Annotated in this window: 19 protein-coding genes and 1 riboswitch; of the genes, 17 read left to right on the top strand and 2 right to left on the bottom strand. The window is 43.6% G+C overall.

Features of this window, described 5'->3' with window-relative positions; translation table 11 throughout:
• The first annotated feature begins 14 nt into the window (after positions 1–14).
• The 4 genes from dcuS (at position 15) to SALPA_RS08555 (ending at position 5,090) form a co-directional block, all read left to right on the top strand.
• Entirely contained in the window at positions 15–1,625 is a 1,611-nt protein-coding gene (gene dcuS / locus SALPA_RS08570; protein ID WP_145092340.1) for a DcuS/MalK family sensor histidine kinase, read from the top strand.
• Complete coding sequence (locus SALPA_RS08565) at positions 1,618–2,322, top strand: response regulator (RefSeq protein WP_145092337.1); 705 nt, start codon at positions 1,618–1,620, stop codon at positions 2,320–2,322. Before dcuS ends, SALPA_RS08565 begins: the two co-directional genes overlap by 8 nt.
• A 120-nt stretch (positions 2,323–2,442) precedes the next feature.
• Entirely contained in the window at positions 2,443–3,780 is a 1,338-nt protein-coding gene (locus tag SALPA_RS08560; protein WP_304624548.1) for a 2-hydroxycarboxylate transporter family protein, read from the top strand.
• Positions 3,781–3,860: 80 nt separating this feature from the next.
• On the top strand, positions 3,861–5,090 hold the full coding sequence (locus tag SALPA_RS08555) for an NADP-dependent malic enzyme (RefSeq protein WP_145092334.1): 1,230 nt from the start codon (positions 3,861–3,863) through the stop codon (positions 5,088–5,090).
• A gap of 167 nt (positions 5,091–5,257) precedes the next feature.
• On the opposite strand, the gene SALPA_RS08550 is transcribed toward SALPA_RS08555, so the two are convergent.
• On the bottom strand, positions 5,258–5,764 hold the full coding sequence (locus SALPA_RS08550; protein WP_222427915.1) for a hypothetical protein: 507 nt from the start codon (positions 5,762–5,764) through the stop codon (positions 5,258–5,260).
• A gap of 205 nt (positions 5,765–5,969) precedes the next feature.
• Here SALPA_RS08550 and SALPA_RS08545 point away from each other — a divergent pair, with 205 nt between their 5' ends.
• The 7 genes from SALPA_RS08545 to SALPA_RS08515 all read left to right on the top strand — a co-directional run bounded on the left by SALPA_RS08545 (position 5,970) and on the right by SALPA_RS08515 (position 14,820).
• A complete protein-coding gene (locus tag SALPA_RS08545) occupies positions 5,970–7,538 on the top strand; it encodes a DUF4127 family protein (protein WP_145092329.1) in 1,569 nt (522 codons plus the stop codon).
• 63 nt (positions 7,539–7,601) lie between these two features.
• The gene (locus tag SALPA_RS08540; RefSeq protein WP_145092326.1) at positions 7,602–8,549 is read left to right on the top strand and encodes an alcohol dehydrogenase catalytic domain-containing protein; all 948 of its coding nucleotides are present in this window, start codon (positions 7,602–7,604) and stop codon (positions 8,547–8,549) included.
• Between the two features lie 93 nt (positions 8,550–8,642).
• Positions 8,643–10,292 carry a spore germination protein gene (locus tag SALPA_RS08535; protein WP_145092323.1) on the top strand — a complete coding sequence of 550 codons (1,650 nt, stop codon included), beginning with the start codon at positions 8,643–8,645 and terminating at the stop codon, positions 10,290–10,292.
• A complete protein-coding gene (locus SALPA_RS08530; protein ID WP_145092320.1) occupies positions 10,292–11,404 on the top strand; it encodes a GerAB/ArcD/ProY family transporter in 1,113 nt (370 codons plus the stop codon). Before SALPA_RS08535 ends, SALPA_RS08530 begins: the two co-directional genes overlap by 1 nt.
• Positions 11,389–12,624: a Ger(x)C family spore germination protein gene (locus SALPA_RS08525; protein WP_145092318.1), complete on the top strand. Its 1,236-nt coding sequence runs from the start codon at positions 11,389–11,391 to the stop codon at positions 12,622–12,624. Before SALPA_RS08530 ends, SALPA_RS08525 begins: the two co-directional genes overlap by 16 nt.
• Positions 12,625–13,390: 766 nt before the next feature.
• On the top strand, positions 13,391–14,140 hold the full coding sequence (locus SALPA_RS08520; RefSeq protein WP_145092315.1) for a sulfite exporter TauE/SafE family protein: 750 nt from the start codon (positions 13,391–13,393) through the stop codon (positions 14,138–14,140).
• 134 nt (positions 14,141–14,274) lie between these two features.
• On the top strand, positions 14,275–14,820 hold the full coding sequence (locus SALPA_RS08515) for a DJ-1 family glyoxalase III (protein WP_145092312.1): 546 nt from the start codon (positions 14,275–14,277) through the stop codon (positions 14,818–14,820).
• A 164-nt stretch (positions 14,821–14,984) separates the two neighbouring features.
• On the opposite strand, the gene SALPA_RS08510 is transcribed toward SALPA_RS08515, so the two are convergent.
• Positions 14,985–15,632 carry a dienelactone hydrolase family protein gene (locus SALPA_RS08510; RefSeq protein ID WP_145092309.1) on the bottom strand — a complete coding sequence of 216 codons (648 nt, stop codon included), beginning with the start codon at positions 15,630–15,632 and terminating at the stop codon, positions 14,985–14,987.
• Positions 15,633–15,972: 340 nt separating this feature from the next.
• Here SALPA_RS08510 and SALPA_RS08500 point away from each other — a divergent pair, with 340 nt between their 5' ends.
• The 6 genes from SALPA_RS08500 (at position 15,973) to SALPA_RS08475 (ending at position 23,207) form a co-directional block, all read left to right on the top strand.
• Positions 15,973–17,616 carry an autotransporter outer membrane beta-barrel domain-containing protein gene (locus SALPA_RS08500; protein ID WP_186450981.1) on the top strand — a complete coding sequence of 548 codons (1,644 nt, stop codon included), beginning with the start codon at positions 15,973–15,975 and terminating at the stop codon, positions 17,614–17,616.
• A riboswitch (TPP riboswitch) is annotated at positions 17,575–17,689 on the top strand. It overlaps the preceding gene by 42 nt.
• 262 nt (positions 17,690–17,951) lie before the next feature.
• Positions 17,952–18,764, top strand: a complete 813-nt coding sequence (thiM, locus tag SALPA_RS08495) for a hydroxyethylthiazole kinase (protein ID WP_145092307.1) — start codon at positions 17,952–17,954, stop codon at positions 18,762–18,764.
• A complete protein-coding gene (thiE, locus tag SALPA_RS08490; protein WP_145092304.1) occupies positions 18,757–19,386 on the top strand; it encodes a thiamine phosphate synthase in 630 nt (209 codons plus the stop codon). Before thiM ends, thiE begins: the two co-directional genes overlap by 8 nt.
• A 126-nt stretch (positions 19,387–19,512) precedes the next feature.
• On the top strand, positions 19,513–20,679 hold the full coding sequence (locus SALPA_RS08485; protein ID WP_145092301.1) for a CCA tRNA nucleotidyltransferase: 1,167 nt from the start codon (positions 19,513–19,515) through the stop codon (positions 20,677–20,679).
• Positions 20,680–20,694: 15 nt separating this feature from the next.
• Positions 20,695–22,440, top strand: a complete 1,746-nt coding sequence (locus SALPA_RS08480; RefSeq protein ID WP_145092298.1) for an ABC transporter ATP-binding protein — start codon at positions 20,695–20,697, stop codon at positions 22,438–22,440.
• A gap of 68 nt (positions 22,441–22,508) precedes the next feature.
• Positions 22,509–23,207 (top strand): N-formylglutamate amidohydrolase, encoded by a 699-nt coding sequence (locus SALPA_RS08475; RefSeq protein ID WP_145092295.1) that lies wholly within the window; start codon positions 22,509–22,511, stop codon positions 23,205–23,207.
• Positions 23,208–23,255: the final 48 nt, after the last annotated feature.

Raw genomic sequence — 23,255 nt, 5'->3', positions numbered from 1 at the left:
TAGGGGATGAGCTTTTGAAGGCCAATAAACCTGTTATTGGTTTGCAGACTAAAATCACAGTGCTTGTTTGTGGTGTAGTTGCTGTGGCTTTGCTTGTAACCAATATATTAATCAGTGCTAATGTATCTTCCAGTACGCAGAAGGCACTAGACGAAAAGGCCAGGGATATTGCCAGGATTGTTGCACGTTCTCAGGTGGTGCTTGATGCTTTGTCCGGTCAACGGGATGAAACAGAAATACAGTCTTTTACGGAAGAGATTCGTAATATCACAAATGTCGAGTTTATCGTTGTTATAGATATGAACAGTATCCGGAAATCCCATCCTGATGAAACTAAGGTTGGGCAAAAGTTTGTTGGCGGTGACGAAACAGCCGCCCTTGCCGGGCAGGAATATACCTCTTTTGGGGCCGGAACCCTAGGGCCTTCGCTGCGGGCTTTCGCCCCAATTATAACTCGTGATGGAAAGCAGGTCGGGGCTGTTGCAGTTGGTATTTTACTTAACAGTGTGCAGCTTGCGGTAGAGAATAGCCGAATTTTTATCTACTATGCAATGGTGTTTGGTTTGCTGGTGGGGGTAGCAGGTGCAATTCTTTTGGCACAAAGTATAAAAAAGACTCTGTTTGGGTTGGAGCCAAATGTTATTGCTAAATTGATGGAGGAACGCAGTGCCATGTTGCAGTCTGTTCGCGAAGGCATTATCGCTGTGGATACAAATGCATGTATCACACTGGTAAATGGTGAAGCTATGCGGTTGTTGCAGCGGGCGGGAATTCAGGGAGATCCGTTGGGTAAAAATGTGGAGTCATTTGTACCCAATACACGATTGCAAGATGTATTAAGGACCGGACAGGCAGAACTTGATCAACAGCAAGATCTGCAGGGGATTACGCTATTAACTAACCGGGTTCCAGTTTGTGTGGACAAAGAGATAGTGGGAGCTATTGCCACGTTTCGTGACGAGACGGAGTTTCGCCAACTTGCGGAACAGCTTACCGGGGTGCGCAATTATGCAGAAGCGCTTAGGGCTCAAGCCCATGAATTTATGAATAAACTGCATGTCATTCTCGGTATGGTACGCTTACAATGCTATGACCAGCTTGCTGACTATATCAATGGGATTGCGCATCAGTATCAGAGTGAAGTCGGATCTATCGTGCGACGTATAAAAGACCCGGTATTAGCAGGCTTTTTGTTAGGAAAGCTTAGCCATGCCAGAGAAGTTGGTGTGGATTTGGTTTTTTCTGAAGAAAGCTTTTTGCCTGAGCCTGAGGACACAGCTATAATCCACGAACTAATCACGGTGGTAGGCAACCTTGTTAATAATGCATTGGAGGCAGTGGCCAATTCACCCGAAAAGTGTGTCCGTGTGGAGTGCATATATGATGCAGGAATTTTGCATATAATGGTTAGTGATACTGGGCCGGGAGTGAATGAAATTCAGCGGCAGCAGTTATTTGTAAAAGGATATTCGACTAAGGGCGGTAATCGTGGGCTAGGATTATCGTTGGTTCAAAGCAGTATGAAAAGACTGGGCGGGACGATTGAGGTGCTTTCAGAGGTGGGACAGGGTATGCAGTTTGTTGTACATATACCATACCAGAGTAAAGGTGAGCAAAATGATTAAAGTATTAATTGTCGAGGACGACCCGATGGTGGCTGAATTAAACCGGCGTTATCTTGAACAGATAACCGGATTTATATTAATCGCTATAGCCCGTAATGTAAATGAAGCTTTAATTTTGCTCGAAAAGCATGAAATTGACCTTGTTTTGCTGGACATCTTTATGCCGGGGATGAATGGTTTGGAGTTATTGGATAAGATCAGGGAGCAGGAACAGGACATTGATGTGATTGTAGTCTCGGCTGCAAGCGATATACACACGATTAAAAAAGTGCTGCGTAATGGTGTGGTAGATTATTTGATAAAACCTTTTGAGTTTGAACGGTTAAATACCGCTCTCTCCGATTATCGCAATCAGTCCTTATTTATGAGAAAACGGGATGTCATGAATCAGGCTGAACTTGATCGGCGTATTCTGGGCAGAGAGCAACAAAGACAAACGGAGTTAACCAAAGGCCTGTGCCGCAATACGCTTAAGGCCGTATGGGAAATTATACGAGCTACTAAAGGCCAGGCATTTACCACCGAGGAAATGGCAAACAACGTTGGCATATCGCGCGTATCAATGCGTAAGTATCTCGAATTTTTGAAGCAGATAGATGTTTTAAGTATGGAAGTTATATATGGAACTGTAGGAAGACCTGTGTACAAATATCGATGTATCAATCCCGAAAGTAATGTGATAAAGCGTTATATCTGAACCGGCCGCAAGGCCGGTTTTTACTTACTTTACTTACTAAATATTTTAAGAAATTGCATAAGATTTTCATTTTATCACCTACCGGTTAGTATTGAGACAAATAACTAGGAGGTGTAATCTGTGAGAAGTCAAAAGATGAATGAAACAATGATGTCAGGGCAGGCAACAGAAACCGGATTTAAGAGAGTACTCAGTTTGAAGGTTGGCGTAATTCCTTTTCCGCTGTATCTCTTACTAGCGCTAATCATCTACACAGCATCAATTTACGGGAAACTGCCAACTGACATGATCGGTGGCTTCGCGGTCATCATGATTATGGGCATTCTTTTAGGCGACGTGGGACAAAAGGTTCCGGTTCTAAAAGACATTGGCGGACCAGCGATTCTTTCAATATTTATTCCCTCCATTATGGTTTTTTACAAGCTTATTAATCCTTCTGCCATGAATTCAATCACCGCTTTAATGAAAGGGTCTAATTTCCTGTATTTATATATTTCTTGTTTGGTGGCAGGTAGTATTCTTGGTATGAATCGCAAAGTTTTGATTCAGGGATTTGTGCGGATGTTCATTCCGCTAGTTGTTGGGACTCTTGCTGCAATTGCTGCAGGGTTGTTAGTTGGTACGTTATTTGGTTACAGCATTCATCGAACCTTCTTTTATATCATAATACCCATTGTCGGCGGTGGTATTGGTGAAGGTATCATTCCTCTCTCTATTGCGTACTCGGAAATACTCGGTAAGTCCCAGGAAGTTTTTATTCCCCAGCTTATTCCGGCAGCTATGCTGGGAAATATTGTTGCCATAATGGTAGCAGGCTACTTGAAGCGCTTGGGTGAAAAGCGCCCTGAACTTACTGGCAATGGGCTGCTTGTTAAAACAGGCAATGATAAAGAATTGTTAACGGCCCAAAATACTGAGAAACCGATAGAATTTCCGCTGATGGGAGCCGGCTTGCTGATTGCTTGCAGCTTCTTTATCTGGGGCAAGTTTTCTGAAACGTTTATCGGAATTCCAGGTGCCATTATCATGATTTTTTCCGCCGCAATTGTTAAGTATTTAAATGTCATGCCAGCTAAAATGGAACAGGGCGCGTATCACATGTATCGTTTTATTTCGGCCAGCCTCACTTGGCCGTTATTAGTCGGCTTAGGCGTTTTATTCACTCCGTGGAAAGATGTTGTGGAAGTTTTAACAGACCCCGCCTATATTGCAATCTGCGCATCCACCGTTCTGGCGATGATCTCATCGGGATTTTTTATCGGTAAATATTTGAATATGTATCCCATCGAATCAGCTCTAGTGACAGGCTGTCATAGCGGTTTAGGTGGAACTGGTGACGTTGCTATTCTTTCGGCTTCCAATAGAATGGAATTAATGCCATTTGCCCAGATATCAACAAGAATTGGTGGCGCTTGTATGATAGTATTAGCTACAATACTAATGAAAATGTCACTATAAAGTAGAAACCTTCAGATGAGAGTAACCCCAGCTGAAGGTTAATCACCGGATAAACCTATAAAAATGGAGTGTGAAGATGAATGAGCATTAGAGAAGATGCAATTGAACTACACAAAAAGTACCAGGGTAAACTGGCTGTAACCAGCAAAGTGCCTCTAGCTTCCAGGCGAGACTTGAGTTTAGCCTATACCCCGGGTGTGGCAGAACCTTGTAAAGATATTAAGATGAATAAGGATTTATCATTTGAATATACTTGCCGGGGGAATATGGTGGCTGTTGTGAGCGACGGAACCAGGGTGCTTGGTTTGGGAGACATAGGACCGGAAGCAGCCATGCCGGTAATGGAAGGTAAGTCTGTTTTATTCAAAGTGTTTGGTGATGTTGATGCTGTTCCCATTTGTCTTGATACCAAAGATCCTGACAAGATTATTGAGACAGTACGGTTGCTGCAGCCGACTTTCGCCGGAATTAATTTAGAGGATTTGTCTTCGCCAAAATGTTATGATATTGAGGATGCGCTGAAAGCACAAATGGACATTCCGGTTTTCCATGATGATCAGCACGGTACAGCTATAGCAGCCCTATCTGCTGTTATTAACGCTCTGCGTCTGGTTAAGAAAGATTTGGCGATTGCAAAAATTATTGTGAATGGGGCAGGTGCCGCCGGTACTGCGATTGCACGTTTAATCGTGAACGCCGGCGCGAAAAATGTTATTGTGGTAGATATTAACGGGGCTTTATATGAAGGTTTGACTGGACTGAATCGGATTCAGGAGCAACTGACCAAAGTAACTAATCCCCAAAAACAACAGGGAAATCTACACGACATGGCCCAAGGTGCAGATGTTATTATTGGTGTTTCGGCACAGGGAGCATTTACTAAAGAAATTATCGGTAACATGAACTCAGATGCGATCGTTATAGCTATGGCGAATCCTGAACCGGAAATAAGTTATGCCGAAGCCAAGGCTGCTGGGGCCAAGGTTGCGGGTACAGGCCGCTCAGATGCGCCTAATCAAGTTAATAATGTAATGGTTTTCCCCGGCGTTTTCCGTGGCGCGATTGATGTACGTGCACGTCAAATTAATGAAGAAATGAAAATTGCCGCAGCTTATGCAATTGCTGATTTGATTCCCCAAAATGAATTGAGAGAGGATTATGTTGTACCAGATGCATTTGATTCACGGGTTTCTCCAGCAGTCGCAGCTGCTGTTGCCCGTATGGCAATGCAAACAGGTGTGGCACGGGTTCAGGTTGATCCTGAGCTGATAAGAGCAAAGACCACTGCCCGTATTAACCTTGGATTTTAGAAATATTGTAAATCTAAGAAAAATAACCCCATAGAGAGCCGCTTAAGGGCTTCCCTATGGGGTTATTTTTAATGTCACAGACAGGTCAAGCTTCTGCTGGCTAAGTCTAATCTGCCTCTAAGAGGGATTGCGGCCGAGCTGGGTCTAAACTGGGAAATGGTGCGAAGTCAGTTGTGTCCAAGGACCTGTCCGTGTGACTGAGTCTCAACTTCATCAACCTTGGCGCATCCAATGTGATCTTCCAGGTTTTTCATTATTTCCCGTAATTTTTTTTGATAATTCCCGGTTAAGGCAAGCATTCGGGTGTCTGTTAAAAAAGTAGCCTGATCAGCATTCATTTTATTACTAGCATTTTGCCCTAACGCATTTGTCTTATCATCCGCAGTCGTTTTATCTTTATCTTCATCCTTATCATTGGCGGCAGGAGCTTTGCCAATCAGAATCTTCATATTTTCTCCGATGACTATATAGGTATATACTGTGTCTCCTTCTGTTATGGTGACATATTTCCACCCTGCCGAATTACTATGTCCATCCTTATTCGAATGACTTTCCGTTCGCCCGCACATGGTTTGATTAGTTAATGATGAGATACCAGACATACTCATGTTTATTGCCATCTCCCTTATAAGATGATAAATATTTCTAAAATAAGCATCGCCATTTTCTAACAATTTCTTAATAGTTATTTACTATTTTCTTACTTCTTACTAGTTGATTTGACCATGAAATTCGTCGTTCCCAGTGATCCGGAGAACGTAGCGGTGGGAGATGAAAATTATTTATGTAAATATATAGCAGGACTTAATCTCTTCCAAATAGAAAACAGTTATAACTCACGTAGTTGAGTTATGGCTGTTATGCTAGAGGGAGGATGCTATGAGCAAATACAAATTTCTTCTGCTGGCGGTGGTAGCTGTATTTTGGTTGGCTGCCACTCCTGTCAGCGCTCAGACTATAGTTTATATACCAATGGATGATCGTCCGGTTAATCTGGATTATGTTGTCGACACGGTTAAGGCAGCCGGCGTTGATATTGTGGTACCGCCAGCAGTCCTGCTAGGTAGCCGCAATGAGCCGGGCGATCCGGATGGCCTGTGGAGGTGGCTATTTGATCATGCCCTCATTGCCGACAGGGTGGTGGTATCAGCCGATTCTCTCTTGTATGGTAACCTAGTCGGCTCGCGCACACATAACATTGCCATGAATGTTATTGAGGACAGGCTAACTAATTTCGCCAAGTTAAAAGCTCTTAATCCGGCAATGAGTATATATATTTTCTCTACCATTATGCGCACGCCTAAATCTGGCGAAGGCGGAGAAGAACCGCCCTACTACCAAGTATATGGGCCAAGTATTTTTCGGATTACCGCCTTGCGTGATCAGGCTGAGACTCGTGGTTTGAAGCCTCGTGACAAAAGCGAGCTACGTGGCTTGCTGGACAAGGTGCCGCAAGCAATATTGACCGACTGGTATGCCCGGAGGGGAAAAAACTTCAATGCTAACCGGCGTTTAATTGATTACGCTAAAAATGATACCTTCGCTTATTTGTTGATGGGGAGAGATGATTGTTCGCCTTATTCCCAGTCACATATGGAGTCTCGCCATCTGGCTGCAGAGACGACTGAACTTCCGATGAGCAGATACGCCTCTTTCCCTGGAGCTGATGAGATTGGAATGCTAATGGTAACGCGGGCAATCAATAATGCTACAGTTCGCACGCCAATAGTGCGGGTATTGTTTGCTCCCGGTGCCGGCCGGGACACGGTGCCTTCCTATGAGGACGTCGCGGTCGGACAGACCATCAACGCCCATATCTTTGCTGCTGGCGGCATACCGCTGAATTCAAAGCTGGCCGACCTGACGCTGGCGATAAATACGCCTGAGGATGGTGTTACCCATGAGGCAGATAGCACCTTTAACCATGGCCGGTTTAGGGCGGCACCTGTCGCTTTGGCGGCGGATGCCGCGCGTGAGGCGGCATTCGGGCACCGACTGGCTGTGGCAGATATTGCTTTTGCCAACGGCGCGGATAACGCCTTCATGTCCGAGTTGCGCAAACGCGGACTGCTGTTTAAGCTGGAGTCCTACTCGGGTTGGAACACGGCGAGCAATACTATCGGCTATGCAATTGGCCAGGGAATGTTGGCCAGGGAGATGGCACCAGTGGACAAGAACAGGCTTCTTGCAGTGAGATTTTTGGATGACTGGGCTTATCAGGCCAATGTCCGGGGCGCGGTAGGGACAGAAGTGCTCTTCCCACTTGGCGGCAACTGGTCTTATCTTGATAAGCTAACTCCCCAGTTGACACTCGAGACCGAGCGGCGGCTGCGGGCTTTCGCCGCCGCTAATTTTCCAGAGTATCCATTGAATAATTTCAAACTTGCCTTTCCCTGGAACCGGATGTTCGAAGTAAAGATAGAATTATATGAGTTTCCCAAAGGTTAGCTACTAAAAATGTTAATTGAGAGCAGCAAGGTGTATGACAATGCACTAAAAGGAGATGCGAAAATGAAGTGTTTGTATTTTGATGAGGTACTAACCTTTATTGAGGATTATCCTCAGCCTAGGAGAGAAAAAGGGGAAGCTCTAATTAAAATCCATTATGGAGCTATCTGTAATACAGATAAAGAAATCATTAAGGGTTATAAAGGTTTTCAAGGAATTTTAGGACACGAGTTTGTGGGAGTAGTGGAAGAAGCAGAGGATCCAACTTATATTGGTAAACGCGTAGTTGGCGAAATTAACCTGGGTTGCGGAGAATGCAAGCACTGTCGTCAAGGCTACAATAACCACTGTAAAAACCGTAGAGTACTAGGTATTACTAACAAGGATGGAGCCTTTGCTCAATATATTACTTTACCGCTGGCAAATCTGCATCTGGTTCCTGATGGTGTTGCTGATTTAGAAGCGGTGTTTGCTGAACCGCTGGCTGCTGCGCTGGAAATTACCAACCAATGCCATATCAGGCCAACTCATAAGGTAGCCATTGTGGGAAGTGGCAAGCTTGGACAGCTGATCGGGCAGGTACTCAGCCTTACCGGCTGTGATTTAACTATCTTAGGCAGAAATGAAAAGTCCTTGTTTTTGTTAAAAAACAAGGCGCGGGTCCAGTTAATTTCCCAGGTTGATTATGCGAGTTATTTTGATGTAGTAGTAGATGCTACAGGAAATCAGTCTGGCCTAAGCTATGCGCAAAATATAGTAAAACCAATGGGAAAAGTGGTGCTGAAAAGTACTTATCACGACCAGGCATTATTAAATCCGACTTTATGGGTAGTAAATGAAATCACGTTAGTGGGATCCCGTTGCGGTCCCATGGATGCAACTCTCAGATTGCTGGATAAGAAACTGGTCTCTACGGAAGGCTTGCTTGGTGGCGTGTATACATTGGAAGAATACCAAGCAGCATTTGCTGATCAGAACGCATTAAAAAGTGTATTTAAAATTGTTGAATAAAGATTGTCTTACCAAAAACATGTAATTATCGCTATTACATGTTTTTTCCACTTTAGGAGAAACTATTCACGGTATCACTAAGGGGGATTAGGTATGGAGAAATCACTGCGATTTAGGTTTAATAAGCTATCTGCTGTACAGCCTAATACTTCAATTAGCGAAGCTCGTCAAAGGCTGGGGGAGTTACAAAAACACGTTCAGCTAAGTAAAGATATTGAGTCCGCAATCAGCGTTGCAGCAAAAGACCTGCGTAAAGTTGCAGCTCCGGCTGGACAACCATTCATTTTCACGAACAATATTGAAATTAATGAGCAGTTAGTGCGCAGTGCCTTATCGCGCTGTGACGATGTTAAGTATCGCCCGTTTCGAGCAGGCAAGGCGAAGGCCTTGTTAGTGTATTTAGGCGGACTAACAGATACAAATAAACTAGAAAAGACAGTAATTGAATGTTTAACAGGCAGATTAGGACGCAACCAATCATTTGGTGACGTAGCCGAAATTACTAATCTCTTAATTACTGCCGCGAATGTTACAGTTGTTACGAAACCTACAGAAGTAATTACTAATATTCTTAAGGGTAATCCACTTTTATTAATTGATGGTATTTCAGATGCAGTGTCCATTGATGCTGCCAAATATGAAAAAAGACAAATCAGTAAGGCTGAAAACGAAGATGTCTCAAAAGGGCCTCATGATGCCTTTAATGAAACACTTAGCGACAACATCGCTTTGGTAAGGCGTCGGACAAAGGATCCGGATTTAAAAGTTGAAATATTTGAAATTGGCTCCAGAACACAAACTTCAGTTGCCTTGTTATATGTCGATGACATTGTAAAGCCTGAATTGGTAGATGCGGTTCGAAATCAACTATTGTCGATTTACATTGATAGGGTGATTCTTGCAGCCAATATCGAAGAATTTTTGAGCAACCGGGTTTGGAATCCCTTTCCCCAGGTTTTATCTACCGAAAGGCCTGACAAAACTGTTGCCGGTCTATATGAAGGCAGAATAAGCATTATTGTTGATAATTCCCCGGCCGTTATGATACTTCCGGTATCACTGCAGGATTTTTTGCAGACTGTCGATGATTATACCCAGCGACCTGCTGTGGCGAGCATAATGCGATTTACCCGTTACCTTTCAGCTTTGATTGCTATTTTTTTGCCGGCGCTTTATGTAAGTATAGTGTCTTACCACCCAGGTATGCTGCCACCCGGGCTGGCTTTTGCCATTGCTGAGCTCAGGGCTAGAACCCCGTTTCCAGCATTATTGGAGGTGCTCCTGATGGAAGGACTATTGGAAATCTTCCAGGAGGCCATTATCCGGTTGCCGCAAAAGCTGGCTGCGGCCGCAGGTGTTGTAGGGGCATTGGTCATCGGTACGACAGTTGTAGAAGCAGCATTAGTCAATGCATTATTGGTTGTCGTAATTGCTCTTACAGGTCTAGCCTCCTTCAGCATGCCATCCTATACCTTTGGCATGGCTTTGCGCTTTTTCCGAGTTCCTGTCCTTATCGCAGCGTCGATGTTAGGGCTGTACGGAGTTGTTATTTCTTTTATTTTGCTAATTGTTTTTCTCTGTTCGTTACGTTCTTACGGCGAATCTTATCTGGGAGATCTTTTTGACATCACCCTTATAGCAGATTGGAAGGATGGGTTGGTACGCTTGCCTGCCAAATTTTTAACGTCCCGTCCCAAAAGACTTGGACCTCAAGATAGGACTAGACAAGGTGTTGAGGATTGATGGCGAATTTTGAGGCAAAAGGGAAAATGTCACCTTGGCAGTTGGGAATGGTTACTACTTCTAGTTTGCTTACCGCCCGCCTTCTCTCCGCAACAACTATTATTGTACATTATTCGGAACAATTCTTATGGCTGAGTACGGCACTGGCAGGATTGTTTTTTTATGCAGCAGCTTATTTAATGATTTGTCTTGGAGAGCAGTTTCCAGAAGAAACAATTGGTGAATATACTCCCCGTTTGGTTGGTAAAAGGTTTGGAGCTGTCATTTTTCTTGTTTTTATTGCAGTACTACTGCTTGATATCATCAATTGCGCAACAGCGCTTACTACATTGAGTTCTGTATTTCTGTTTGACCAGACTCCACCGGAATTTTTAGTGCTTGTTCTATTGCTGGCTGTAGTTTATTGTGCCATGCAGGAGTGGGGAACTATTCTACGGGTAATTCAGATTTTGATTTTGGCAGTGCCGATGCTTTATATTTTTTATAGTCTTATTTGGTTCAATTTTGAACCGTTAAATCTGTTGCCGTTTTGGTCAGATAACTTTATCGGGATATTGCAGGGGATTCCCTATCACACCGACTATTATGCAGGGTATGAGTCATTGCTGGTGCTCTTGCCATTGGCAAGCCGCGGGAAAGTAAGTTTTGCTCGAACTGTCGGGTGGGGATTTCTGGTGATTATCCTGATATATGTCGTGGGTGCCATTGCACTAGTCGGCAGTATCACGGCTAAAACCATTGCAAATGTCCAAGATCCGGTAATTTATGCAATGAAGAGTATAGAACTGCCGGGAACCTTTATAGAGAGGTTGGAAAACTATATGATTATGTACTTTATGCCAGTAACGTATATCTCGATGGTTCTAAATTATTTCGTTGTAGCAGAAGGTTGCCGGAAATATTTAAAATACAAAGATCACCGGACATTTATTCCGGTCTTCTTGCCTCTGATTTTTTGGGTTAGCAGCTTTGTTGATACTCCAGCGCGGCAGGAGACATTCCGGAATTTTAGTATGTATATTGCCTTGTTCTTTTCTTTTGTTATCATTCCGATACTATTATTTTTAGTCTGGCGGAAGAAAGGCAGTAATCCACAATGCTCAATAAAATAAAGCAAGAAAATGTTGCTACTATAGCCTGGCGAAGTGTCGCAGTAGGAATTGGCATTTGCGCTTGCCTGCTTACAACAGGGTGTTGGGATGCCAAAGAAATGCAAGATCGTAATTTTGTTTTGATCGCCGCGATTGATGATGCCGATATAGTAAAAAAATCAGAGTCCGAAAAACACATAGCCCAAACGCAGACCTTTGTGCAGAAACAAGGTACAAAAGAATACATGCTTAGTCTTCAGATCCTGAAACTTGTCAAAAGCGAAAGCAAAGGAGGCGGAACACAAGGCGAAAAAACTTTTGTTATCTCAGACACAGGCAAGCCCATGTTTGAAATGGTACGGGACATGCTCGGCCAGAGCAGTAAGAGCATATACTTTGAGCATCTTTCTGCCATTGTCATCAGCGAGGCTGCTGTAAAGAAGAACGGGTTACGACCAATTCTTGATTTTTTTCGCCGCGATCCGGAAATGCGTTCACGCACAAAAATATTCATTACCCCCGGGGAAGCCAAAGCAATCGCCCAGTATAATCCGCCAACAGGAGAGCCTGGAGGAACGTATCTGAACGGTCTGATTAGAAACCATAGGAAAAACGTTCATGTAGCTGGGTCCAAAGCCGATATAGGTTATATTACCCAAGCCATGGATAATGATGCTGACTACACAATACCACGGCTGGACTATATTGATAATCTGCCCAAATTAGGTGGGTTAGCCTTATTTAAACATGACACCCTAATGGGATATGCTGATGAGTATATTACCAGGGGGTTTAAGTTTATGTATGGCACAGAAAAGTCGGCAGTTATCCCTGTCAAGTGCTCTGATGATCCGGAGCAGGAGATTGTCTATGAGTTGTTTCAGCACGATACAAAGCTTACCCCGCATATCGAAGGGGATACTATCTATTTCACTCTAGATGTTACGATGCAGGGCAATCTTGGGGAAAGTAATTGTAAAACCAAGCATGATATGCATGATCTGGCATTTTTGCACAGCGTAGAACAGGAAGTTGCCCAAGAAGTTGCCCAAAACGTTCGGGATACTTGGAAGTTTCAACAGCAGCTAGGTGTTGATATTCCCAACGTGAAGGCTAGATTTAAAGGGTATCACCCTTTTGAATGGAAAAAAATTAAGGATCAATGGGAAGATATTTACCCAACAATCCCGTTGATCATCTCAGTCAATGTAAGCATTCGTGGAGTTGGCGAGCATGATTAGTTAGGTAAACAGAAGACCAACAAGGAAAAACAGTATGGCTGCGCTACCCCAGGCTGCTGTTGTCCACCAGGCAAGGAAGGTATCATTTGTACTTGAATTTTGCGTGTGTAATATTGTGAAAAGGCGCCATGAAATACTGGCTGATAGTATACAAGTTAGTATTGTCCAGAAGGAACAATAATGTAAGATAATGTATATGATGCGCTGATAGGCTGTATAAAGGTCAAAGCTTGTCATAGTTTCTCCTGTAGATAGTTTTAGTTATTATTGCAATTTGGTTGATTTTTTATGAGATTCTCCCCAGCAGGTCGCTTATGACATTAAAGGTAAATCCTTCCAAAATATTACTGGAAGGATTTTTTGACGTATAGTGAATGTATTGGTAAACTAAGACGATAGGCAGTACGCTAAAGTAAGGGGGGGTGAGATAGTATGTATTTAGATCGTTTAACATTATCACTTCCATCCATCGGGAACATAAGTTATAAGTGCCGGTGATAGTATGATTGTTCTTGGTCAGAGGACGACCTTAAGCGAATTGAATGAATTGGCATTAATAAAATAGAGAGAGCAAAGGCATTTAAGAGCAGGATTAGAGGCAGGAAGATCGTATTATAGAAGTAGTTGTAAAGACAAGTGGCCGATGGATTTTATTGGCCCAACCTAATTATGGGGGGGAATGCCAACATTGCTATAATTCTCGAATAAATACGATATCAAAAAGCTTGTTCGTTGAAAGATGGGTAATGAAGGTGGTACTTAATTTATGATAACATTTGTTGTTCTTTTTATTGCAGCTTTTTGTGCAGGTGTTCAAAATGCGTTAGCTGGCGGAGGATCATTCCTTACTTTTCCAGCACTGATGTTTACGGGATTGGATGCGCGGGCGGCCAATATTACATCGACTGTCGCACTTTTTCCGGGTCAGGTTACAACAGGGTTAGCCGGCCGAAAGAATGTTTCAGGTTTACCCCAACTATCATTTAAGGTTTTGTTTGGCGTTAGTTTGATTGGCGGTGTTTTTGGTGCTTTTCTTTTGCTGCTGACGCCTGTTTCGATTTTCGAATTTTTGGTACCATGGTTGGTTTTATTTGCTACATTTGTTTTCTTATGGGGAAGCTTTTTCCGGAAAACAAACGAAAATTCAAAGCCCTTAGGGCCTGGTAGTTCCTTAGCCATGCAATTTGCTATTTCCATCTACGGTGGATATTTTGGCGGGGGCATTGGCATTTTAATGTTGGCTGCCTTGACAATTGCAGGTTTGAATGTGCGCAAGGCAGGAGCAACCAAGAATGTATTGGCTGGAGTAATGAACGCTTCCGCTGTTTTGATTTTTCTTTTTTCCCGGGATGTTGCGTGGACGCAAGTTATGGTGGCCTCAGTTGCCTCTATTGCAGGCGGCCAGGTTGGAGCTTACGCATTGAAGCGGGTAAATGAAAAGTTATTGCGAATTTGCATTATTATCCTTGGCTTTGGACTAGCCATTGGACTTTTTGTGAAAGCCCATGGAGCATAGTAAATGTCTTCAAACATAAAAAAGGAAAATTTACTAATACTACATAGCAGCTTTAGATAGATGTAATGTTGCCTTAGAGGCGGGAATATAATTAATGTTTCAGCGAATAGCGAATAATGAAAGGATGTATGGAAATGAAAGCAGTATTGCATTTAGCGGATGGATTTGAGGAGATAGAAGCAATTAGTGTCGTTGATATTTTACGCAGAGCAGATATTACTATTCAAATGGTTTCTATTATGGGGAAAAGGGAAGTAACCGGTGCACATAATATTACGGTTATAGCGGATGTGTTATATGAGAGTGTTGATTATTCGGATGTTGACATGATAATACTTCCGGGGGGATTGCAAGGAACGCAGACTATGGACAAACATGTTGGTTTAAATGAACAGCTAGTAAGAGCTGCGGAACAGGGAAAATGGGTTGCAGCAATATGTGCAGCTCCGGCTATTTTAGGTAAATTAGGGCTTCTCAAAGGGAAATCAGCTACTTGTTATCCAGGGCTTGAGCAGCATTTACAAGGTGCAGATACAAGCGTGCCAGACAGCACAATAATTGATGGTAATATAATTACTTCACGTGGACCGGGTACTTCTCCGCACTTTGCACTAACAATAGTAGAAGTCTTGAAGGGGTTAGAATTAGCAACTACCATAAGGCAAGAAATGATTATCTGACTAAAGCCTTATCTGGAAGGAAGAACCTGGTGAAAATCCTGCCAAATTTTGTATGAATTTGGCAGGATTTTTGTGCATTTAAAGGAAGTAATAATGCATAGTTAGCTTTGCCCGAATAAGTATTTGCTTTAAAAACCTACTCGCAGCGTGTGGACAAAAATTGTCTAACACTTTGCTGAAGCCAGATATATTTTAAACCAATCAGCGGCATGGTTGGCCACTTGCTCCAGGGTTCCAGCTTCTTCAAATAAATGAGTAGCGCCTGGTACGAGGATGAGCTTCTTAGTTGATTGTAATTGGTTAAAGGCTTTTTCATTCAGTTCGATTACGCCAAAATCATGACTGCCAACAAGAAGCAAAACAGGAGCGATTACTCGGTTTAAGCCGTCCCCTGCTAAGTCAGGTCGACCGCCACGGGATACCACCGCTCCGACAGAAGTTTGCATAGCTGAGGCCTGCAAGGCCGCTGCAGCACCGGTGCTTGCCCCAAAATAGCCTATCGGCAGACGCTGAGTTTGTATTTTATTTCGTATCCAATCGGTAGCTATGATTAGCCGTTGCGTAAGTAGCTCAATGTCAAACCTTGTGTCATAATTTCTATCTTCTTCAGGTGTTAATAAGTCCATAAGCAAAGTTGCTAGTTCATTATTATTTAATATACGTGCAACATAATTGTTGCGAGGACTGTGACGGCTGCTGCCGCTGCCGTGGGCGAAAAGTACAATTCCCTGCGCGTTAGCGGGTACTCTAAGTTCTCCTTCAAGTAAAGCCGTATCTGCCGGAATGTGTACTATTTCTTCTGTTATACTCAAAAATTATACCTCCAAACAGTCAAGTAGTTTATCTTGCTACTATTACTATACCGACAAGCGTTACAAGCTATTCAACTCTTATTTTCAACATTTGTTGAAATGTCGTGGGGGACAGGTCCATTGACACACAAAAAAGCAAAGTACAGATTTACGACATCATGTTACGAGGAAATAGCGGAAAATATTCAGAGAAGACAAGTCAAAAATTCTTTACACTAGAAGTTCGATTGCTTTCATAGTATACGGCAAAATTATTTAGAGCTAGATGGGAGTAACACTACAGATGGTTTCCTGTTTGGGGAAAAACAGCAGGGGTAGATTCTAGTGCAAGGAGCTGACTATGTTAATGCAAGCGTATAAAAGTAGTTTCATAAATTGGCAGAAACAATTCGCGACCACCGTTATCAGTGTAGCAATATTGCTATTTAGCGTCACACCAGTTGCTGCCGAGTCCCAGCAGGTTAAGGACTGGAATAGCGCGCTTGCTGCGATTGATGCCCAGATTCAGGCCCAAGGAACCAGCCCGACGCAAACGGTGAGTGGCCAGAGTGCGGTGAATATTGTTCCTGGTGTTACTGATGCTTTATTGGAACAAAAAAGACAAATTTTACTAGCTGCGGGGTTTACTAATTTTGCTAGCAAAAATTACTATAGTAATTTTTATTCGTTTACAAGTACGCCAGGTATTACTGATACGGCGGTTCGGATTGTGGAAACTGAGCAAGATATGAAACTAGTCCGCAGGGGCAATCATCTGAAATCAGATGAGATTACCCAAGGTTATTTAGGTGCATGGTGGTCGGATAAATACTATTCTGTGGCAGATTCACGCAATGTACAGGCGATATTGGCTGGCTGGGGTTCTGATTTACAGGATATTTATGTGATTTCCGTACCAAAGGGAACGGAGCTTATTGCCGGTACCGCATCGCCGATGGCTGCTGGAAGTGAATATCGTAGTGGGGGAGCTTATCAGTATTGGAAACGTAGTGGTCAACCTGAAAATACAATGTCCTGGCTGGTATATGCTTTATATGCGCCTAATTATCTATCAAGTTATAGTGCGGCAATTACCAATGGGCAAAACCTAAGCCGGGGGATTATTGACGATTTAGACCTACATATGTATGAGCTTCGTAATTCTCAAGTCGCAGCAGGGAAAGAAAATAATGATATTTGGGTAAGTCCTTTTGGCAATGATGCGAGCTACACGAATGGTTCTGGAACCAACTATCATGCTCAGACGAAAGGTCTGCAGTTAGGATGGGGAAAACTAGTTAAAGGGGCTGCTGTTGGAGAAAAGAATAAAGTGTATGTTGGTTTCATTGCTGGACATGGAGAAACAAATCAAAGGAATACGGCAAGTAATGTGAAGAATGAGATAACAGGAAATTATGGTGGCCTCTATTCTGTAATCAGGATGCCAATGGAGGCCAGCCGTTCCGGTTATTTTAATGCAGCCTTACTATATGGCAACCTGGATTTTACCAACAATGTGCCAGGTTATTATGGGTATGGTCTTAAACAGCAGTATTCGGGACGGCTATTTGTTACTTCGCTGGAGCATGGTGTGACTTTTCAACAGAAGCATGGTTTGGTACTGGAACCACAAGTGCAATTATCGTATATTGGTATTCATCAGGGAGACTTTACCGATAATGTGGGGGCAAATGTGTCGCTAAAAAAAGCGGATTCCTTACAAGGGCGGCTGGGCCTGCAACTGCGCAAGGCGGTAATGCAAAGTAGCGGAACAGTAATGACTACCTTGTTGGGGGTAAATTATATCCATGAGTTTAAGGGCGATAATGTAGCCGATATTTCGGGTGAGCAAAGCCAAAACAGACTTGGAAGCAATCTATATCAAATCAATTTGGGGCTGAAGGCCGGTTTAAGTGACAATTTATATGTAGAAGGACAATTCAGCAAGCTATTTGGCGATAAGCGGGGTTGTCAGGGGAATCTGTCCTTAAAGGGATATTGGTAGAGGAAAAAGAGTTCTATGACCCTTTAACCTGATCTGGGTAATGCCAGCGTAGGGATGGTATAGAGTTTTTTGTATTTTAAACGCATCCTTATGGGTGTGCTTTTTATTTAAAAAAAGGGGTGGAATGTTGAATGTCGAATAAAAATCATACATTGGGGTTTAATCATTACTTGTTTTTGTGGTTTGGTGCTGCTGTATCCATTGCTGAGATTGTAACAGACGGACTTTTGGTTCCACTTGGTTTTTATTAAGCTGGACTTTGTGCTAGGCGTTACCATAGCAGTAATGATAATAACGGCGTTACTATATAAAGTAACATGGGGGGTTACGAAACAATGGAAATACTGCAAAAAATATCAGATAGCCTCTTAGCCTTGAAGACTAAGAAACCATTAGTGCATCATATTACTAACTATGTTACGGTAAATGATTGTGCCAATATAACCTTGGCAATTGGTGCTTCGCCGGTTATGGCTGATGATATTGAGGAAGTAGAAGAAATGGTGTCGTTTGCGGCTGCTTTGGTATTAAATATTGGAACGTTGAATTCCCGGAGTATTGAATCCATGGTAGCTGTCGGCAAAAAAGCCAGGGAGAAAAAAATCCCCATTATTTTTGACCCAGTGGGGGTGGGCGCTACAGCTCTTCGTACAGCTACGGCTAAGAGAATTATTCAGGAGGTTTATCCTTCGGTGATTCGTGGCAATATGTCGGAGCTGAAAATGATTGCCGGCGTTGCTGCAGATATCAAGGGTGTTGACTCTGTTGCCGACGAGGTTGACGGAGAAAAGGTGGCGCGGCAGCTATCGCAGAAACTTGGCTGCGTAATTGCTATCACTGGTAAGCAGGATATTATTGCCCACGGGGAACGGGTGTGTCGTATTGATAATGGACATGCTATCTTGTCGCAGGTAACAGGTACAGGTTGTATGGCTACTTCTTTGATTGCTTGTTACTGTGGCGCAATAGACGATTGGTTTACCGGAGCAGTTGCCGGCGTGATGACCATGGGATTAGCTGGTGAGTTGGCGCACCAATCGTTACAGGTGGGGGAAGGTATTGGAAGCTTTCGGGTTCGCTTGTTTGATGCAGTATGGTCGCTGACGCCAGAAGTCATAAAGAAAGGTGGCAGAATTACGAATGGATAAAAGGAATTGTAACTATTCATTATACTTAGTAACAGATAGAGGTTTGCTTGGAGAGAAAGATCTTGCAAAAACTGTGGAACAAGCGATTCAGGGTGGCGTTACGGTGGTGCAGGTAAGAGAAAAGAATCTGTCCTCAGCAGAATTTTATCAAGTGGCTTTAGTGATAAAAGGTGCTACGGAAAAATATGGTGTGCCGCTGATTGTGAATGATCGGGTAGATATTGCATTGGCGGTAGATGCGGCTGGGCTTCATATTGGGCAGGAAGATCTACCTGTGGTAGTGGCAAGGAAACTGTTAGGGCCTGATAAGATTATTGGTGTATCTGCGGCAACGCTGGCAGAAGCTTTGCTGGCGCAAGACCAAGGTGCTGACTATCTTGGCATCGGAGCTGTATTCCCTACAAATACCAAAGATGATGCCGATAGTGTCAGTTTGGCAGAATTGGAAGCTATAAAAGCTAAGGTAAAGATTCCTATTGTCGCTATTGGCGGAATTAATGGGAGTAATATCCGTGATGTCATGAATACTGGTGTAGATGGGGTGGCAGTGGTATCAGCCATTGTTGCTGCAGCAGATCCTAAGGCCGCTGCTTGTAAACTTTATCAATTGACGAAGGAGTAGTACAAGGATAACTTGCACCTGGTAACGAAATGACAATACATACAACCCCAGGCTCCAGCACTGGAGCCTGGGGTTTGTATGTATTGGGTATTAAATGAAAAAATATAATCAGGGGGGACGATCCTGGTGAGTAGCAATGTCGTAACAGAGCGAATTTTTGCGGAAACCATTCTGGCGAATGGGGGACGCCTTTATAGAGTCGGCGGCTGTGTTCGTGATATGGTAAGAGGAATTGCACCGAAAGATATTGATTTCTGCGTAGTTGGCATGGTTAAGAAGAACTTCAAAAAGGTCTTCCCTGAAGCCGATGAATGTGGCAAGTCTTTTCCGGTTTTTCGGCTGGTTATCGATGGCAGAGCGTGTGAAGTTGCCTTTGCCAGAACGGAGCGAAAGGTCGGCAGCGGCTATAAAGGCTTCAAGATTGCATCAAATCCTAAGATAACCATTGAAGAAGATCTGTTTCGGCGTGATACAACCGTGAATTCCATTGCCGTAGATAGTTTGACTGGCGAAGTGATTGATCCTTTCCATGGAATCCAGGATATCAAGAACAAGATACTTCGTGCCACTAGTCAGCATTTTGTTGATGATCCCATACGTGCCTTGCGGCTTGCAGGACAAGCGGCGCGTTTAGATTTCGCCATTGATGAAAATACACTGGCGCTTGCAAGTGTCGCTGCTGATGAGCTTGGCGGCGAACCGGCCGAACGGGTGCTTGCCGAATTGACAAAGGTCTTGAAAGATGCCCCGGCCCCAGCACGGTTTTTTAAGGTTTTGCTTCAGTGCAATTTACTGCTGTGTGTGTTTGAAGAAATAGCGGCCTTACCCCCAGACCAATTTGTTATCGCAATGGATTGCCTGGATTCAGTGGCCAAAGCTACATCAAGTCCAAAGCTAAGGTTTGTCAGTCTGAGCTTTGCGATGGACCACCAAAGTCTATTCCGCTGGAACAGCCGCATGACGTTGCCTGGTGACTGGCTTACTGCGTCTGTAACTGCCGGTAAAATCATGACATTGCTGGCGGTCCCGAGCCCGGAAAAAATTGTAGCCGCAATGGATACTCTGCGGCGTGGTTCGCTGACTGTAGAGGAATTTGATATTATTTCACAGGCAATAAAATTACACATTCCGGCTTTGAGCCCGTTTAAGGCAATCCTGTCTCTGGTGCAGGATGTTGTTCCTGCCGAATTAAAAGGTAAAGATATTGGTCAATGGCTGAGGCAAAAACATAGTAAGGTCATTACCGAAGTTTGGGAACAAATGAGGTTAGATAATGGATTTATTTTTCCATAGGGAGAGGTGTTGCTGATGTCTGTTCTTACTGGGTTTTTGCACTATTATAAGCCATATCGGCGACTTTTTTATATTGATATGGTTTGTGCTATTATTGTCTCGGCCATTGATCTGGTTTTTCCGCAGGTGCTCAATTACCTGACAAAAAATTTATTAATCGCGCAAACAATGGAGTTTATTACTATTATCGGCTATGTCGGTGCGGGGATGATGCTCTTGTACGGCGTCCGTTATGCCTGTCAATATTACATTACAACTTGGGGGCATGTGATGGGTGCGAGGATGGAAAGCGATATGCGGCAAGATCTGTTTGATCACCTGCAGCGTCTTTCTTTTTCCTATTATGATAAGAACAATACCGGCGAGATGATGTCTAAACTGGTGTCTGATCTATTTGATATCTCTGAATTAGCTCATCACGGCCCGGAAAATATTTTTATCTCTTGTCTTAAACTGATTGGTTCTTTCATTTTGCTGCTGATGCTTAATATACCGATGACGCTGATCTTATTTAGTATCGCGGTGAGTATGACTATTTTCAGCTACTATAAGAATAAGCGCATGAAAATACTCTTTTTGGAAAACCGCAAACGGATTGCCACTGTCAATGCCCTCGTGCAGGATAGCCTTGCCGGTATTCGCGTGATCAAGTCATTTGCCAATGAAGAGATCGAACAGAAAAAATTTCGCCGCGGCAATCTTGAATTTCTCGAATCGAAAGAAAGCGTGTACAAAATCATGGGCAGCTTCTATGCCGGTAACGGGTTATTGGAAGGTTTGCTGTATGTAGTAGTGCTGGTAAGTGGCGGCTATTTTATCGGCAAAGGTCAGTTAGCGGCCACTGACCTGGCGGTTTATGCACTTTATATCGCTATTTTCATCAATCCACTGGATGTGTTGCTCAACTTTACCGAGCAATTTCAAAAAGGCTATGCCGGGTTTAAACGGTTCGCTGAGGTGTTGCAAACACAGCCGGAAATTGTGGACAAGGAAGCGGCCATTCCCCTTACCAACGTGAAAGGGTGCATCAAGTACTGCCACGTATCCTTTGCTTATGAGGGGAACAATGATGTGCTTAATCAGGTCGATTTTACGGTTGAAGCCGGAAAAACCATTGCGCTTGTGGGCCCGTCCGGTGGTGGTAAAACAACAATCTGTTCCTTGCTGCCGCGTTTCTATGATGTGACAGCAGGCTCGATTTTGATTGATGGGCAGGATGTGCGTGACCTGACGCTTACCTCTTTGCGCAATGCCATTGGCATTGTGCAGCAGGATGTGTATTTATTTGCCGGCAGCATACGGGATAATATTGCTTACGGGCGGCCGGACGCGACCGAAGAAGAGGTTATTGCAGCTGCGCAGAAAGCTAATATTCACGATTTTATTGCTAGTCTGGAAGATGGCTATGATACCTATGTTGGTGAGCGGGGAATTCGTCTGTCCGGCGGTCAAAAGCAGCGTATTGCGATTGCTCGTGTGTTCTTAAAAAATCCGCCGATTTTGATTTTAGACGAAGCGACTTCAGCTCTTGATAACGAGAGCGAACGACATATTCAAGCTGCCTTGGAAGAACTGGCCAGGCAGAGGACAACAATTATTATCGCTCATCGCCTGAGTACCATTCGTCATGCGGACGAAATCATCGTAATCAACGACGGGCAGATACAAGAGTGCGGCAACCACCAAACGCTGCTGGCCCAGAATGGTCTATATGCTAAGTACTACAACATGCAGTTTGATGGATTAGAGATAATTGATTAGGGAGAGGGCAGCGATAACGAGCTGCATAAATTGCTTCACTTATCAACAAAGAAACGGGGGTTAATTATTTGGGACAACAAGAAGATATTCTGCAAGAGTTTAACCGGGCACGTAGTAATGAAGAAGCAGTGAGTATAGAAAGAGTGCATTTCTATAAGACAGATAAAAGCGTTAACCCCAAGCAGGAAGAACCATTCTGGATTTCCCTGGGGAAACTACCTGTTTTGGTGTCGGCGCCGCATGCTGTTCGGCATTATCGGCAAAAAAAAATCAAGATGTCAGATCAGTTCACAGGCTCTATTGTATACCTCTTAAGCAAATTGACAGGTTGTCATGCGATTGCAACAACTAAGCTTTATGGTGGCGATCCTAACATCGATAACCCCTGCATCTACAAAGATAGAATTGCCGAGATTTGTAGCCGGGAAAAGGTGAAGTTCGTACTAGACATCCACGGGGCAGCACGTGAGCAGGAATTCGATGTAGATTTTGGCACAAATCATGGAAAAACTCTCTTAGCTAACCCTAAGCTGGTAGAAACGCTGGAGCATAATTTTCGGGGGTTCGGGTTAGACAGAATTTCCAAGGAACATTTTGCTGCCACAGGTCTTAATACCATAACCAATTATGTGGCCCGTGAACTGAAAATTCCCGCTGTACAGGTGGAAATTAACAAGCAATACCGGGTGCCCGCACAAAACCCGCAAGGGTTTCACCGTCTGCTTGGCGCTTTGGTGGCCAGCATCAAAGAATTAGCCAGCAGGTAGGTTGCCACTGGCTGGGTCTTGTGTAACCATAAGATTCATCCCCAAAAA

Origin of the sequence: Sporomusa sp. KB1, from assembly GCF_007830295.1 — a bacterium.
Lineage (GTDB): Bacteria > Bacillota > Negativicutes > Sporomusales > Sporomusaceae > Sporomusa.
This window is presented reverse-complemented; position numbering and strand designations above follow the sequence as displayed.